Origin of the sequence: Cupriavidus sp. TMH.W2, from assembly GCF_050847365.1 — a bacterium.
In the GTDB taxonomy this organism is placed as follows: Bacteria; Pseudomonadota; Gammaproteobacteria; order Burkholderiales; family Burkholderiaceae; genus Cupriavidus.
On sequence record NZ_CP193793.1, the window covers coordinates 778,227 to 792,612 of the forward strand.

The 14,386-nt window shown below is 67.9% G+C and carries 14 protein-coding genes; 13 read left to right on the plus strand and 1 reads right to left on the minus strand.

What is annotated here, in order from left to right; translation table 11 throughout:
* Positions 1-226: 226 nt before the first annotated feature.
* The 13 genes from ACREYQ_RS21115 to ACREYQ_RS21175 all read left to right on the plus strand — a co-directional run bounded on the left by ACREYQ_RS21115 (position 227) and on the right by ACREYQ_RS21175 (position 13,667).
* Positions 227-1,105: an alpha/beta fold hydrolase gene (locus tag ACREYQ_RS21115; RefSeq protein ID WP_432262121.1), complete on the plus strand. Its 879-nt coding sequence runs from the start codon at positions 227-229 to the stop codon at positions 1,103-1,105.
* Positions 1,106-1,465: 360 nt separating this feature from the next.
* On the plus strand, positions 1,466-1,771 hold the full coding sequence (locus tag ACREYQ_RS21120) for a recombinase-like helix-turn-helix domain-containing protein (RefSeq protein WP_432262122.1): 306 nt from the start codon (positions 1,466-1,468) through the stop codon (positions 1,769-1,771).
* 40 nt (positions 1,772-1,811) lie between these two features.
* A complete protein-coding gene (locus tag ACREYQ_RS21125) occupies positions 1,812-2,873 on the plus strand; it encodes a Rieske 2Fe-2S domain-containing protein (protein ID WP_432262123.1) in 1,062 nt (353 codons plus the stop codon).
* A complete protein-coding gene (locus ACREYQ_RS21130; RefSeq protein ID WP_432262124.1) occupies positions 2,866-3,639 on the plus strand; it encodes an SDR family oxidoreductase in 774 nt (257 codons plus the stop codon). Before ACREYQ_RS21125 ends, ACREYQ_RS21130 begins: the two co-directional genes overlap by 8 nt.
* A gap of 33 nt (positions 3,640-3,672) precedes the next feature.
* Positions 3,673-4,209, plus strand: a complete 537-nt coding sequence (locus ACREYQ_RS21135) for a cupin domain-containing protein (protein WP_432262125.1) — start codon at positions 3,673-3,675, stop codon at positions 4,207-4,209.
* 31 nt (positions 4,210-4,240) lie between these two features.
* Complete coding sequence (locus ACREYQ_RS21140) at positions 4,241-5,095, plus strand: IclR family transcriptional regulator (protein ID WP_432262126.1); 855 nt, start codon at positions 4,241-4,243, stop codon at positions 5,093-5,095.
* Between the two features lie 5 nt (positions 5,096-5,100).
* The gene (locus ACREYQ_RS21145) at positions 5,101-5,904 is read left to right on the plus strand and encodes an SDR family oxidoreductase (RefSeq protein ID WP_432262127.1); all 804 of its coding nucleotides are present in this window, start codon (positions 5,101-5,103) and stop codon (positions 5,902-5,904) included.
* On the plus strand, positions 5,897-7,612 hold the full coding sequence (locus tag ACREYQ_RS21150) for a thiamine pyrophosphate-binding protein (protein WP_432262128.1): 1,716 nt from the start codon (positions 5,897-5,899) through the stop codon (positions 7,610-7,612). The genes ACREYQ_RS21145 and ACREYQ_RS21150 overlap by 8 nt, the downstream gene beginning before the upstream one ends.
* Before the next feature lie 12 nt (positions 7,613-7,624).
* Positions 7,625-8,425, plus strand: a complete 801-nt coding sequence (locus tag ACREYQ_RS21155) for an aspartate dehydrogenase (protein ID WP_432262129.1) — start codon at positions 7,625-7,627, stop codon at positions 8,423-8,425.
* Between the two features lie 40 nt (positions 8,426-8,465).
* Entirely contained in the window at positions 8,466-9,944 is a 1,479-nt protein-coding gene (locus ACREYQ_RS21160) for an aldehyde dehydrogenase (protein ID WP_432262130.1), read from the plus strand.
* 23 nt (positions 9,945-9,967) lie between these two features.
* A complete protein-coding gene (locus tag ACREYQ_RS21165) occupies positions 9,968-10,942 on the plus strand; it encodes a VOC family protein (protein WP_432262131.1) in 975 nt (324 codons plus the stop codon).
* 115 nt (positions 10,943-11,057) lie between these two features.
* Positions 11,058-12,014 (plus strand): PDR/VanB family oxidoreductase, encoded by a 957-nt coding sequence (locus ACREYQ_RS21170; RefSeq protein ID WP_432262132.1) that lies wholly within the window; start codon positions 11,058-11,060, stop codon positions 12,012-12,014.
* Positions 12,015-12,251: 237 nt separating this feature from the next.
* Positions 12,252-13,667, plus strand: a complete 1,416-nt coding sequence (locus ACREYQ_RS21175; RefSeq protein WP_432262617.1) for an MFS transporter — start codon at positions 12,252-12,254, stop codon at positions 13,665-13,667.
* Between the two features lie 61 nt (positions 13,668-13,728).
* Here ACREYQ_RS21175 and ACREYQ_RS21180 read toward each other — a convergent pair whose 3' ends face one another.
* A complete protein-coding gene (locus tag ACREYQ_RS21180) occupies positions 13,729-14,244 on the minus strand; it encodes a MarR family winged helix-turn-helix transcriptional regulator (RefSeq protein WP_432262133.1) in 516 nt (171 codons plus the stop codon).
* Positions 14,245-14,386 lie beyond the last annotated feature (142 nt).

A 14,386-nucleotide genomic window follows, 5' to 3' on the forward strand; every position in this document is an offset into this window, starting at 1 on the left:
GTTGTGAGGGGGGTTATCCCTAGTGAGGCCAGGGCACGACGGCGCCCGGTGCGGCGTGCGACGCACATGCCAGCTCCAGCGAGGCGGGCAACGTATCCGACGGCCCATACTGCAGGCAGAAACGGTCCGCTTGAGCGCGCTAGACGCTATCGTTAACCCGGATCCCGCAAGCGAGGCGGTATCGCCTATCCTCAAAAGGTTTTATTCGCAAACTAAAGTTTTATATATGGAACAAAAACAGCCCCTTATGCCGGTGCAGCCTGACCGGGCGTTGCTGGAAGCCCTGGACAGCGGGTTTGCGGAGCGCGTGGCGCAGGTCGGACCCGCCGGCGAGCGCGTGGCCTACCGCTGTGGCGGCGGCAGTGGTCCGGTGATCGTCCTGTTGCATGGCATCAGTTCGGGGGCGGCGTCGTGGCTGCCGTGCGCGAGCCTGCTGGCCGCGCAGGCGCGGGTCATCGCCTGGGATGCACCCGGCTACGGCAATTCGTCGCCGCTGGCGCAGCCGCGTCCGCTCGCTTCGGACTATGCCCAGCGGCTTGACGGACTGTTGCAGGCACTGGGCGTGCAGCCGGCCCTGATCGTCGGGCATTCGCTGGGCGCGCTGATGGCGGCGGCCTATGTCGCCAACACACGCCATCTGCCGGCGCGGCTGCTGTTGCTGAGCGTGGCGCAGGGCTACGGCGGGGCCGGCAAGGAGGCGCAGGCGACAGATGTGGCGCGCCAGCGGCTGGAAGCGCTGGAATCCCTCGGCGTCGATGGCCTGGCGCAACGCGGGCCGGCCCGGCTGCTGAGCGAAGAGGCCGACCCCGGCGCCCAGGCCTGGGTGCGCTGGAACATGCAGCGGCTGAACCCGGACGGTTACCGGCAGGCGGTGGCGATGCTGTGCGGGGACGACATCCACGCCTATCTTGCGCGCCGCCCCGAGTCGCTGCCCACGCAGATTGCCTGCGGCAGCCGCGACGTGGTCACCACGCCCCCTGCCTGCGGCACGCTGGCCGAACGCTTCGGCTTGCCGTTCTCGCTGATCCCCGATGCCGGCCACGCCTGCTATATCGACCAGGCCGCCGCCACCGCGCGGCTGATCCGCTCGGCGCTGCCGGCCTGATCAAAGCTTTTTGCAGGAAACCGCTTGCCAAGCGCGTTGACCCCACTCCGTCATTCCCGCGCAGGCGGGAATCCAGCGTCTTAAAAGTCACTGGGTCCCCGCCTGCGCGGGGGACGACGTGCAGGTTGTTCAAGACGAGTCGGTATTGGTTCAGCCTGCGGTAGCTCACCTCGGATTCTCTTCTCTTCAACTCGCGGGTTAACCCCAGTCAAATTTTGCGGCCGCGTTGTCTATAGTCGTACCTGTGTTCAATATCTAAACCAGTGTTTCATTAGTAAAACGTAGCCAGACGATCGCAAGACCGGTCGGCAAGGCGCGAGGAACACGGTCCCCCCGCTGCAAGACATGGAGCAAAGCGCAATGGAAAGCCTCTCGTACAACCCGAACCTGGTGCCCTGGGAGCGTCCGGCGCCGAACAACGTCGCAGGCAAGGGCCATATCGAGCAACCCGGCAAGGTCGCCAACATCGTCTGGCAGACCCGCCCCGCCGCACCGTCCGGCTACGAGAACGCGCTGGGCGATGCCCTTGAAGCCGCGTTCGAAGGCGGCGCGCAGAATCCGCAGGACATCGTGCGCGCCTTCAATGACGCCGGCTTCCTGGGCGTGGACGGCCAGCCCTGGACCGAAGAGCGCTTCCTGTCCGAAATGCGCCGGCTGGGCGCCTGAGCCCGCCCCAGTCCAAGTCCAGCCTCGAAGCGAGAAAACCATGGAATCGAACAAGCAAGCCCGCACCGAAGCCCGCCTGAACAGCGGCCTGCGCAACTACTGGTATCCGGTCGCCGCCTCGTGGGCGGTGTCCCATGCCCCGATCGGCATCACCCGCCTGAGCCAGAACATCGTGCTGTGGCGCGACGGCGCCGGCCAGGTCCACGCCCTGGAAGACCGCTGCCCGCACCGCGGCGCGCGCCTGTCGATGGGCTGGAACCTGGGCGACCGCGTTGCCTGCTGGTACCACGGCGTCGAGGTCGGCGGCGACGGCCAGGTCAAGAGCGTGCCCGCAGTGGAAAGCTGCCCGCTGGAAGGCCGCACCTGCGTGCGCAGCTACCCGGTGCAGGAAAAGGCCGGCGCCATCTTCCTGTGGTTCGGCGACCAGGCCCCGCAAGGCGAGGGCAGCCCCGACGAACTGCGCCTGCCGGAAGAACTGGTCAGCGAAGAACACAGCCAGTTCCTGTGCGTGGCGCACTGGGACTGCAACTACCGCTACGCCATCGACAACGTGATGGACCCGATGCACGGCGCCTACCTGCACGCGGTGTCGCACTCGATGGCCAGCGGCGAGAAGTCCGCCGTGATGCAGGTGCGCGAGACCGAGCACGGCCTGGTGTTCGAGAAGACCGGCCAGCGCGGCGTCAACTTCGACTGGGTGGAATTCGGCGAGACCGGCACGCTGTGGCTGCGCCTGGCGATTCCGTACCGCGCCAAGGTTGGCCCCGGTGGCCCGTTCGGCATCGTCGGCATGGCCACGCCGGTGGATGAAGACCACTGCATGGTGTTCTTCTGGCGTACCCGCCACGTGCAGGGCTGGGAGCGCGACGTGTGGCGCTTCCTGTATCGCAACCGCCTGGAGCAGCTGCACTGGGACGTGCTGGAGCAGGACCGCGTGGTGCTGGAGATGATGGCTCCGAACGCGCGCGACCACGAGATGCTGTACCAGCACGATGCCGGCATCACCCGCGTGCGCCGCCTGCTCAAGCGCCGCGCCGAGCAGGAAGTGGCCGACGAGCCGGTGGCCATGCTGCAACCCGCGGGAGCCGCCAGCCATGGCTGAGGCAATCACCAACAACACGCTGCTGGCCGGGCGAAAGGTGCTGGTCACCGGCGCCGCGCGCGGCCTGGGCCTGGCCTTTGTCCGGTCGCTGGCTGAAGCCGGCGCCACGGTGGCGATGGCCGACATCCTGGCCGAGCGCCTGCAGCAGGAAGCCGACGCCCTGCGCGCCCGTGGCCTGAAGGTGGTGCCGGTCACACTGGACCTGTCGGACCCGGCCTCGGTGCAGGCCTGCGCCGACGCCGCGGTCAAGGTGCTGGGCGGACTCGACGGCCTGGTCAACAACGCTGCCGTGACCGACTCGGGCGGCCGTGACGCTGCCGCCATCGACATTGCTACCTGGGACCGCGTGATGAACGTCAACGTGCGCGGCACCTGGCTGATGACCACCGCCTGCCTGCCGGCGCTGCGCGCCAGTGGCCGCGGCGCCGTCGTCAACCTGGCTTCGGACACGCCGCTGTGGGGCGCGCCCAACCTGCTGGCCTATGTGGCGAGCAAGAGCGCCATCATCGGCATGACCCGCTCGCTGGCGCGTGAGCTGGGCCGTGACCAGATCACGGTGAACGCCGTGGCCCCGGGCCTGACGCTGGTGGAAGCGACCGAATACGTGCCGCAGCACCGGCACGACCTGTACCGCGAGCAGCGCGCGATCTCGCGCGAGCAGCTGCCCGACGATGTTTGCGGCGCGGTGCTGTTTGCACTGTCCGACCTCGCCCGTTTCGTGACCGGCCAGACGCTGGCGGTCAACGGCGGCTTTGTCATGCACTGATGCACTGATCCACAGAAACCAAGAGGAATCCAAATGAGCGATCTTTCCCAACCAGCAGACATCAAGCGTTCGTGGGAGCAACCGGACGGCGCCTCGTTCGACCAGTGGATGGAAGGCCGCGTGGCGCGCTTCTCCACACGCAAGTACGACTGGGATGCGCTGAAGTTCCAGGCCGACTACGACCCCAAGTACCGCCGCGCGCAGATGCGCTACCTGGGCACCGGCGGCACCGGCGTGGCCGCCGACACCAATACCGTGCCGTCAGAGAATTTCACCTTCTCCACGATGATCATCCCGGCCGGCCATGAAGGCCCGTCGCATATCCACACCGACGTGGAAGAGGTGTTCTTCATCCTGCGCGGCAAGGTCAAGCTGATCCTGGAAAAGGACGGCGAGCGCTACGAGACCATCCTGACCGACCGCGACCTGGTATCGGTGCCGCCGGGCGTCTACCGCGAGGAAATCAACATCGGCGAGGAAGACGCGCTGATGTGCGTGATGCTGGGTGCCAAGAAGCCGATCACGCCGACCTACCCGCCCGAGCATCCGCTGACCAAGATCAAGCGCTGATGCCGTCCGTCAACGCGCCGCCACCGAAGCCATGAGCATCAACCCCATCCCGGCCACGCCCGCCGCCAGCGAGACCCCGGACAAGTACATCGTCCCGGGCCTGGAGCGCGGCCTGCGCCTGCTGAGCGAGTTCAGCAGCAAGGACCGCACCATGTCGGCCGCGGAACTGGCGCGCCGCCTGAAGGTGCCGCGCTCGACCGTGTTCCGCCTGCTGGCCACGCTGGAAATGCTGGGCTTTGTCGAGCGTGCCGATGGCGGCCGGGATTTCCGGCTGGGCATGGCCGTGCTGCGGCTGGGGTTTGAGTACCTGGCGTCGCTGGAGCTGACCGAACTCGGCCGCCCGCTGCTGGAGCGGCTGCGCGACGAGATCGGCTACCCCAGCAACCTGGTGGTGCGCGACGGGCGTTCGATCGTCTACGTGGCCAAGGCGGTGTCGCCGCGGCCGTTTGCGAGTTCGGTCAACGTCGGCACGCGCCTGCCCGCGCATGCCACGGTGCTGGGGCGCGTGCTGCTGGAAGACCTGTCGCTGGACGAACTGCGCAGCCTGTATCCGGAGGCGCAGCTGGAGGTGTTCTCCGAGAACACGCCGCGCACCGTGGAAGCGTTGCACGAGATCGTCCAGCGCGACCGCGAACGCGGCTACGTACTGCAGGAAGGCTTCTTCGAAGCCAGCATTTCGACCATTGCCGCACCGGTGCGCGACCGCACCGGCAAGGTGGTGGCGGCGCTGGGCGCCACCATCCCCGCCGCGCATATCGATCCGGCGCAACTGGACGCGATGGTGGAGCGGGTCAGGGATACCGCGGGCGAGTTGTCGCGCCTGCTTGACTACCGCCCGTCGCTGCAAAGTAGCCGCGCCAAGGTGGTGAATCTGTATCGGGAGTGAGGACAATGTCCATGATTGAACTCGACGGCAAGGTTGCCGTCGTTACCGGCGGGTCCTCCGGCATCGGGCTGGCGACCGTCGAGCTGCTGCTCGAAGCGGGTGCCGCCGTCGCCATGTGCGGCCGCGACGAGACCCGCCTGCGCAGCGCCGAAGCGCAGCTGCGCGAGAAGTTCCCCGGGTGCCGGCTGCATGCCGCCACCTGCGACGTGCTCAGGCCGGAACAGGTCGCTGCCTTTGCCGCCAGCGTGCAGGCCACGCTGGGCAACGCCGACATGCTGGTCAACAACGCCGGCCAGGGGCGCGTCTCCACCTTCGCCAATACCGAAGACGCGGCCTGGATGGAAGAGCTGCAGCTGAAGTTCTTTTCCGTGATCCACCCGACGCGCGCCTTCCTGCCGCAGCTGGAGCAATCGGGCCAGGGCGCCGTCGTCTGCGTCAATTCGCTGCTGGCGCAGCAGCCGGAGCCGCACATGGTGGCGACTTCCGCCGCGCGCGCCGGCGTGCTGAACCTGGTGCGCTCGATGGCCACCGAGTTCGCGCCCAGGGGTGTCCGTGTCAACGGCATCCTGATCGGGCTGGTCGAATCGGGCCAGTGGCGCCGCCGCTTCGAGGCGCGCCCGGAAGAAGACCGCCACCTGGACTGGGCCGCATGGACCGCGCGCCTGGCCCAGCAGAAACATATTCCCCTTGGCCGCCTGGGCCTGCCGGTCGAGGCAGCCCGCGCCATCCTGTTCCTTGCCTCGCCGTTGTCTTCGTACACCACGGGCAGCCATATTGATATCTCCGGAGGACACTCCCGTCATGCCTAACCAACAACCGTACGAACAACAGCAGGTCACCGTCGGCTGCGCCATCGCAGCGTTTCTCGAGCAGTGCGGCGTCAAGGCCGCCTTCGGCGTGATCTCGATCCACAACATGCCGATCCTCGACGCCATGGGCGAACGCGGCAAGATCCGCTTCGTGCCGGCGCGCGGCGAAGCGGGCGGCACCAATATGGCCGACGCCTATGCCCGCACCACGGGCAGTCTGGGCGTGTGCCTGACCAGCACCGGCACCGCCGCGGGCAATGCCGCCGGCGCCATGGTCGAAGCCCTGACCGCCGGCACGCCGATGCTGCATATCACGGGCCAGATCGAAACGCCTTACCTGGACCAGAGCCTGGCGTACATCCACGAGGCCCCGGACCAGCTCACCATGCTCAAGGCCGTGTCCAAGGCCGCCTTCCGCATCCGCAGCGCCGACACCGCCATCAGCACCATCAAGCTGGCCGTGCAGACCGCGCTGACGGCGCCGACCGGCCCGGTCAGCGTGGAAATCCCCATCGACATCCAGGCCGCGCTGATCGACCTGCCGGCCGACCTGCAGCCGCTGCCGGTGCCGCAGCACGTGCCGTCGGCCCATGCGCTGGACGCGCTGGCCGAGCGCCTGGTCAAGGCCAGGCGCCCGCTGCTGTGGCTGGGCGGCGGTGCCCGCCACGCCAGCAAGCAGGTGCAGCGCCTGCTGGACCTGGGCTTCGGCGTGGTCACCAGCACGCAGGGCCGCGGCATCGTGCCGGAAGACGATCCGCGCTCGCTGGGTGCCTTCAACCTGCACAAGCCGGTCGAGAACTTCTACCAGACCTGCGACGCGATGCTGGTGGTGGGCTCGCGCCTGCGCGGCAATGAAACCCTGAAGTACGAACTGAAGCTGCCGCGTCCGCTGCTGCGCATCGACGCCGACCCGGCCGCCGAAGGCCGCTGCTACCTGAGCGACTACTTTGTCAGCGGCGACGCCGCGCTGGCGCTGGACGCGCTGGCGGATCGCCTGGAAAGCCGCATGCAAGTCGATCCGGCCTTCGCCGCCGACCTGCGCCGCGCGCACGACACCGCCGTCAACGGCCTGGTCGACGGCCTTGGCCCGTACTCGGCGCTGGTGCAGGCGCTGCAGGCCGCGGTCGGCCGCAGCTTCAACTGGGTGCGCGACGTGACCGTGTCGAACAGCACCTGGGGCAACCGCCATCTGCGCATTTTCGATTCGCGTGCCGGCGTGCATGCACTGGGCGGCGGCATCGGCCAGGGTTTGGCGATGGGTATCGGCGCTGCGATCGGCGCTGCGGCGACGGCTTCGGGCAAGAAGACCTTCACGCTGGCCGGCGACGGCGGCTTCATCCTGAACCTGGGCGAACTGGCCACCGCGGTGCAGGAACGCGCCGACATGGTGATCGTGCTGATGAACGACAAGGGCTACGGCGTGATCAAGAACATCCAGGATGCGCAGTACGGCGGCCGCCGCCACTATGTGGACCTGCATACGCCGGACTACGCCACGCTGGCCAGCTCGCTGTCGCTGCGCCATGCCCGCGTCAGCAGCCTGGCCGATGTCGGCACGGCGCTGGAGCAGGCCACGGCCGAGTCCGGTCCGTTCCTGCTGGAAATCGACATGCTGTCGATCGGCAGCTTCAAGACCGTGTTTGCCGGCCCGCCGGTGAACAAGGACAAGGAAGAGACGGCGCGTGAACAAACCACTGTAACCGCCTGAGGGAGACCGGAGATGCTGCATGTGTCCATGGTTGGCTGCGGCGCGATCGGCCGCGGCGTGATGGAATTGCTAAAGAGCGATCCTGACGTGGTGTTCGACGTGGTGATCGTGCCGGAGCACACGATGGACGAGGCCCGCGACGCGGTCTCCGCGCTGGCGCCGAGCGCCCGCGTGGCGACGCAGCTGGACGAGCGCCGCCCCGACCTGCTGGTCGAGTGTGCCGGCCACCATGCGCTGGAAGAGCACATTGTGCCGGCGCTGGAACGCGGCATCCCCTGCATGGTGGTGTCGGTGGGTGCGCTGTCCGAGCCCGGCATGGCCGAGCGGCTGGAAGCGGCCGCGCGCCGCGGCGGCACGCAGGTACAGCTGCTGTCTGGCGCGATCGGCGCCATCGATGCGCTGGCAGCGGCGCGTGTCGGCGGCCTGGACGAAGTCATCTACACCGGCCGCAAGCCGGCGCGCGCCTGGATCGGCACGCCGGCCGAGCAGCTGTTCGACCTGGACGCGCTGACCGAGGCGACGGTGATTTTCGAAGGCACGGCCCGCGACGCGGCGCGCCTGTATCCCAAGAACGCCAACGTGGCCGCGACGGTATCGCTGGCAGGCCTCGGCCTGGATCACACCTCGGTGAAGCTGCTGGCCGATCCGCACGCCGTGGAAAACGTGCACCACGTGGAAGCGCGCGGCGCCTTCGGCGGCTTCGAGCTGACCATGCGCGGCAAGCCGCTCGCGGCCAATCCCAAGACTTCCGCGCTGACGGTGTTCAGCGTGGTGCGCGCGCTGGGCAACCGGGCGCACGCGGTATCGATCTAGCCCCGGCAGCCACGCCCCACAGACTTAGCAGGCAACGACAATGAAGACGCAAGAAGTACTCCCCATCTGCATCGCCGGCGAATGGCGCCTGGGGACCGGCGACCGCTACGGCACGCGCTACCCGGCCACCGGCGAAGTGGTGGCCGAACTCAACGCCGCCAGCCTGGCGGACGTGGAAGAAGCCGTGCAGGGCGCCCACCAGGCCTTTCTCACCAGCGGCTGGGCCCAGCGCAAGCCGCATGAGCGCGCCGCTGTGCTGTACCGCGTGGCCGAGCTGATCCGCGCCAAGGGCGAGCAGCTGGCGCAGCGCCAGCGCCTGGACAACGGCAAGCCGATCAGCGAGACCCGCGCCCTGGTGGCCAGCGCCGCCGGCACCTTCCAGTTCTTTGCGGCGGCCTGCGAGACGCTCGAAGAGACCATCACGCCGCAGCGCGGCGACTGCCTGACCATGAGCGTGTACGAGCCCATGGGCGTGGTCGCGGCGATCACGCCGTGGAATTCGCCAATCGCCAGCGAGGCGCAGAAGATGGCGCCGGCGCTCGCCGCCGGCAACGCCGTGGTGGTCAAGCCCGCCGAGGTCACGCCGCTGATGGCGCTGGAACTGGCGCGCATCTGCGACGAGGCCGGCGTGCCCAAGGGCCTGATCAGCGTGTTGCCGGGCAAGGGCTCGGTGATCGGCGATGCCATCACCAAGCATCCGCTGGTGCGCCGCGTGTCGTTCACCGGCGGCACCACCACCGGCAAGCACATCGCCCATATCGCCGCCGACAAGATGATGCCGGTGTCGCTGGAGCTGGGCGGCAAGTCGCCGACCATGGTATTCGACGATGCCGACCTGGACCACGCGGTCAACGGCGTGCTGTACGGCATCTTCAGTTCGTCGGGCGAGTCGTGCATCGCCGGCTCGCGGCTGTTCGTGGCGCGCTCGCAGTACGAAGCCTTCATGGACCGCCTCGCTGCCGGCGCCGCGCACCTGCGCGTGGGCGACCCCACCGACGAGCGCACCCAGATGGGCCCGCTGATCACGGACCGTCATCGCGACAGCATCGAGTCCTATGTGGCGGCCGGGGTGGAAGAGGGCGGCCAGCTGCGCACCGGCGGTCTGCGTCCCGATGTGGCTGGCCTGCCCAATGGCTACTTCTACACGCCGACCATCATCGAAGGGCTGGATAACAACGCCCGCATCTGCCAGGAAGAGATCTTCGGGCCGGTGCTGGTGGCAATCCCGTTCGACGACGAGGACGACCTGATCGCGCAGGCCAACGACAGCGTCTACGCGCTCGCCGCCGGCATCTGGACGCGCGACTACAAGCGCGCCTGGCGCGTGGCACGTGCCGTGCAGGCGGGCAATGTGTGGATCAACACCTACAAGCAGTTCTCGATCGCCACGCCGTTCGGCGGCTGGCGCGACAGTGGCCTGGGCCGCGAGAAGGGACGGCTTGGCATCCTGCAGTACATGGAGCAGAAGAGCGTGTACTGGGGCCTGAACGAACAACCGCTGCCGTGGGCCAACCACTGAACCCGGCAGGCTGGAGAGAGACAATGATCAAGGTATTGGGGATCGACGAGATCGTCTACGGCGCGGATGACTTTGACGCCTGCCGTGGCTTTTTCTCCGACTGGGGCCTGGCCATCAGGCGCGACGACGCGCAGGGCCTGGATTTCGAAACGCTGAATGGCTGCCGCGTGCTGGTGCGCCGCATCGACGACGCCATGCTGCCGCCCGCCATCGAGGCCGGCCCGACGCTGCGCGAAGTGGTGTGGGGCGTGGAATCGCAAGCCTCGCTGGACCACATCGCCAAGGCGATCGCCGACGCACCGGGCTTCGTGCGCCAGGGCGAGGGCGACACCCTGCGCATCGGCTGCACCGATCCGAACGGCCTGGCCGTGCGCTTCCAGGTCACGCGCAAGCATGACGTGCAGGTCGACTGCGCGCTGATGAACACGTGGAACGAGAAGCCGCGCCTGAACCAGCGCAGCCCGATCTACGACCATGCCACCCCGATCGAAGTGGGCCACGTGGTGTTCTTCGTCAAGGACGTCAAAGCGACGGAGCGCTTCTATGTCGAGAAGTTCGGCTTCGTGCCGTCGGACCGCTATCCGGACCGCGGCGCCTTCCTGCGCTGCACGCCCGAGGGCGGCCACCACGACCTGTTCCTGCTGCAGCTGCCGGAACCGAAGAGCGGCCTGAACCACGTCGCCTTCACGGTGCGCGACATCCATGAAGTCTTCGGCGGCGGCATGCATGTCTCGCGCAAGGGCTGGGACACCCAGCTCGGCCCGGGCCGGCACCCGATCTCGTCGGCCTACTTCTGGTACTTCAAGAACCCGGCCGGCGGCCTGATCGAGTACTACGCCGACGAAGACCAGCTGGACGAGCACTGGGAGCCGCGCGCGTTCGAGCCGGGCCCGACCATGTTCGCCGAGTGGGCGATCGAGGGTGGCATCGACGGCAATACCCGCCGCCAGAAGAACGCGGGCGGACCGGCAGGCAAGTTCCTGACCGAGAAGCGGTAAGCATAACCAACGTCGCTCCCGCGAAGGCGGGAGCCCAGCGTCTTTGAAGCGCTGACGAAAGGCGAAAGTCACTGGATTCCCGCCTTCGCGGGAATGACAGACGAAGGAAGCAGCAATGAGTGCCCACCAGTCCCTGACCCTGCGCGTCCAGGCCATGCGTTTTGAAGCGCGTGGCGTGGTCAGCATCGAACTGCAAGATCCCGAAGGGAAGACCCTGCCCGAGTTCAGTCCGGGCGCCCATATCGACCTGCACCTGGGCAACGGCCTGGTGCGCAGCTACTCGCTGTGCGGCGCACCTGAAACGCGCCAGCGCTATACCGTGGGCGTGCTGCTGGACCGCGGCAGCCGCGGCGGTTCGCGCTACGTGCATGAGCAGCTGCGCGTGGGCACCACCCTGACCGTGGGCGCGCCGCGCAACAACTTTGCGCTGGACGAGAGCGCCGCGCACACCGTGCTGGTCGCCGGCGGCATCGGCGTCACGCCGATCGTCTGCATGGCGCGCCGGCTGGCCGAGCTGGGCAAGTCGTTCACGCTGATCTACTGCGCCCGCTCGCGTGCCGAGGCCGCATTCGTCGAACAGCTGTCCGCCCATGGCGATGCCGTGCGCTTTCACTTCGACGACGAGGCCGGCGTGCCGCCGGACCTGAACGCGATGCTGGCCGGCCAGGATGCGCAGACGCACCTCTACTGCTGCGGCCCCGGCCCGATGCTGAAGGCGTTCGAGGCGGCCTGCGAGGCGCACGGCTACGCGAACGTGCACATCGAGCGCTTTGCCGCCGACCCCTCCACCGAGGCGGTGCAGGAGGGCGAGTACACCGTGTCGCTGTCGCGCACCGGCACCATCGTCAAGGTGCCGTCCGGCAAGTCGCTGCTGGACGCGCTGCTCGATGCCGGCGTGCAGATGGACTACAGCTGCCGCGAAGGCGTGTGCGGCTCGTGCGAGACCGCTGTGCTGGAAGGCTGCCCCGACCACCGCGACAGCGTGCTCAGCAGCAGCGAGCGCGCCAGCAACAAGACCATGATGGTTTGCGTATCGGGGTGCAAGGGCAGCAAGCTGGTGCTGGACTTGTAATCCTGCCGCACAGCCTTTGGACACCGATGGTGTTCCCCTCTCCTCATGGGGAGAGGGGCAGGGTGAAGGGTGGTTTGGCAAGGCACCACGCCACCAGAACCGCCGGCCCTCACCGCCGGCCCCTCTCCCGCATGCGGGAGAGGGGAGCAAACCTCCCGCATGCCGGGCCGCCCCAAAATTAAACCGAGAAGCCCCGTGTTGACTCAGAGACAAGACACAGCGCCCCCCCGCGCACCGGTGGCCGCCACCGCAGGTATCGTGACCACGGCCGACAGCGCCGGCCAGGGCGCAGCCGCCCGCAGCGGCACGCTCACGCGCGGCAATATCGTCGCCCGCATCGAGCGCATGCCGGGCAACGCCATGCATATCCGCGCCCGGCTGCTGATCGGCCTGGCCACGTTCTTCGACGGCTTCGACGTCATCGCCATCGCCGCCACGCTGCCGCTGCTGATCGCGCAGTGGTCGCTCACGCCGGGCCAGATCGGCTTCCTGATCGCGGCGCCGTCGGTCGGGCAGCTGGTCGGGGCGTTGCTGTTCCCGGGGCTGGCCGAGCGCTTCGGCCGGCTGCGCTCGATCGGATGGAGCGCGGGCATTATCGGCCTGATGAGCCTGGCCTGCGGCTTCGCTCCGTCGTTCGAGATCTTCGCGCTGCTGCGCATCGTGCAGGGCCTGGGCCTGGGCGGCGAGCTGCCGGTGGCGGCCACCTATATCAACGAGGTCACGCGCGCCCATGGCCGCGGGCGCTTCGTGCTGCTGTACGAGGTGGTGTTCCCGATCGGGCTGATGGTGTCCAACGGCATCGGCGCCTGGCTGGTGCCGCACTACGGCTGGGAGGTGATGTACTTCCTCGGCGGCGTGCCGCTGGTGCTGTTCTTCATCCTGCGCCGCGTGATTCCAGAATCGCCGCGCTGGCTGGCCGAGAAGGGCCGCCTGGAAGAGGCCGACGCCGCACTGCGGACATTCGAGGCGCGCGCCAAAACGCCCCTGCCGCCTCTGGGCGACACCAGCGCCTACGAACGCATGGCCCAGCATCCGCGCCGCCGCGTGCGCGACCTGGTCAGCAAGCCTTATATCGGCCGCACGCTGGCGGTGTGGATGCTGTGGGCGACCTGCGGCTTTATCCAGTACGGGCTGTCGACGTGGCTGCCCACGGTCTACAAGACCGTTTACCACGCGCCGCTGCAGCTGGCGCTGAACCTCGCCGCCGGTGCCTCGGTGCTGGGCGTGGTCGGTTCGCTGGTGTGCGCGATGATTGTCGACAAGGTCGGGCGCAAGCCGGTGATCAATGTGTCGTTCCTGCTGTGCGCGCTGTCGCTGGTGCTGGCGGGGGTGTTCCACGCGTCGAACGTGTACGTGGTCGCGACCTTCTGTGCGCTGGCGATGGGGTTCCTGGCCAGCGGGTTCATCACTGCCTATGTCTATACGCCGGAACTGTATCCGACCAGCGTGCGGGCGATGGGGTGCGGGCTGGGCGGGGCGTGGCTCAAGCTGGCGGCGATCTTCGCGCCGGGGCTGATTGCGAGCACCATCGGCAGCGGCGACCTCAGCATTGCCTTCTTCGCGCTGTCCGTGGTGCCCGCGCTGGCGGCAGTCACCGTGCATTTTCTTGGCATCGAGACCAAGGGGCGGGTGCTGGAAGAACTGGAGATCTGAACGGGCGCGTGCTCGTCCTGTTCCCCTGGGGGCCGTACCGGGATCCGGTGCGGCCCTTTCTTTATTCCTGCGTGCGCAACAGCTTGCGCAGCCCCAGGTAAACCGCCTCCCGCTCCTCCGGCGACAACTGCCGGATCACCTGTGCCTGCCCGCGCCGCGCCAGCGGCATCACCTGGTCGTGCAGCGCGGCACCGGCTTCGCTGATCGTGCAGATCAGCTTCTTGCGGGGCGTGTTGCCGGCTGAAGTCAGCCGCACCAGCCCCCGATCCTCCAGCAGCCGCAGCGTGCGGCTCACCAGCGCCTTGTCCGAGGTCGACTGCGTCACCAGCTCGGCAAACGGCAATTCGCGCGCGTGCGCGAGCAGCGCCAGGATGCGCCACTCCGGCACGGTCAGGCCGAATTGTTCCGCATAAGGCTTGGTCACCGTGCTGCGCAGGGCGGTGACCAGCTGGCTCAGCATCGTGGTCAGGAAATTGTCGACGGTCAGCCCGCTGCCGGCCTCGTCGAGGTCGGTCCAGGGGCTAGTGTCGGCGTCTGGCGCGGGCTTGCCGTTGGCGGGCGCGGCGTGACGGGGCATGCGGTCCTCTTGATCTGGTCTGCCGGCCGCCATGCGGGGCCGGTTGGCGGGCCAGATTGTCTCATAGCCGCTCGCCAAATCCGCCATCGTGTGTCGCGTTCATGGCAGCGAAGAGAAATTATAGAAATTTGATATGTCAATT

Coding starts and splice junctions, on each gene's coding strand:
- ACREYQ_RS21115 (WP_432262121.1), top strand. CDS start 227: ATGGAACAAAAACAGCCCCTTATGCCGGTGCAGCCTGACCGGGCGTTG.
- ACREYQ_RS21120 (WP_432262122.1), top strand. CDS start 1,466: ATGGAAAGCCTCTCGTACAACCCGAACCTGGTGCCCTGGGAGCGTCCG.
- ACREYQ_RS21125 (WP_432262123.1), top strand. CDS start 1,812: ATGGAATCGAACAAGCAAGCCCGCACCGAAGCCCGCCTGAACAGCGGC.
- ACREYQ_RS21130 (WP_432262124.1), top strand. CDS start 2,866: ATGGCTGAGGCAATCACCAACAACACGCTGCTGGCCGGGCGAAAGGTG.
- ACREYQ_RS21135 (WP_432262125.1), top strand. CDS start 3,673: ATGAGCGATCTTTCCCAACCAGCAGACATCAAGCGTTCGTGGGAGCAA.
- ACREYQ_RS21140 (WP_432262126.1), top strand. CDS start 4,241: ATGAGCATCAACCCCATCCCGGCCACGCCCGCCGCCAGCGAGACCCCG.
- ACREYQ_RS21145 (WP_432262127.1), top strand. CDS start 5,101: ATGTCCATGATTGAACTCGACGGCAAGGTTGCCGTCGTTACCGGCGGG.
- ACREYQ_RS21150 (WP_432262128.1), top strand. CDS start 5,897: ATGCCTAACCAACAACCGTACGAACAACAGCAGGTCACCGTCGGCTGC.
- ACREYQ_RS21155 (WP_432262129.1), top strand. CDS start 7,625: ATGCTGCATGTGTCCATGGTTGGCTGCGGCGCGATCGGCCGCGGCGTG.
- ACREYQ_RS21160 (WP_432262130.1), top strand. CDS start 8,466: ATGAAGACGCAAGAAGTACTCCCCATCTGCATCGCCGGCGAATGGCGC.
- ACREYQ_RS21165 (WP_432262131.1), top strand. CDS start 9,968: ATGATCAAGGTATTGGGGATCGACGAGATCGTCTACGGCGCGGATGAC.
- ACREYQ_RS21170 (WP_432262132.1), top strand. CDS start 11,058: ATGAGTGCCCACCAGTCCCTGACCCTGCGCGTCCAGGCCATGCGTTTT.
- ACREYQ_RS21180 (WP_432262133.1), bottom strand. CDS start 14,244: ATGCCCCGTCACGCCGCGCCCGCCAACGGCAAGCCCGCGCCAGACGCC.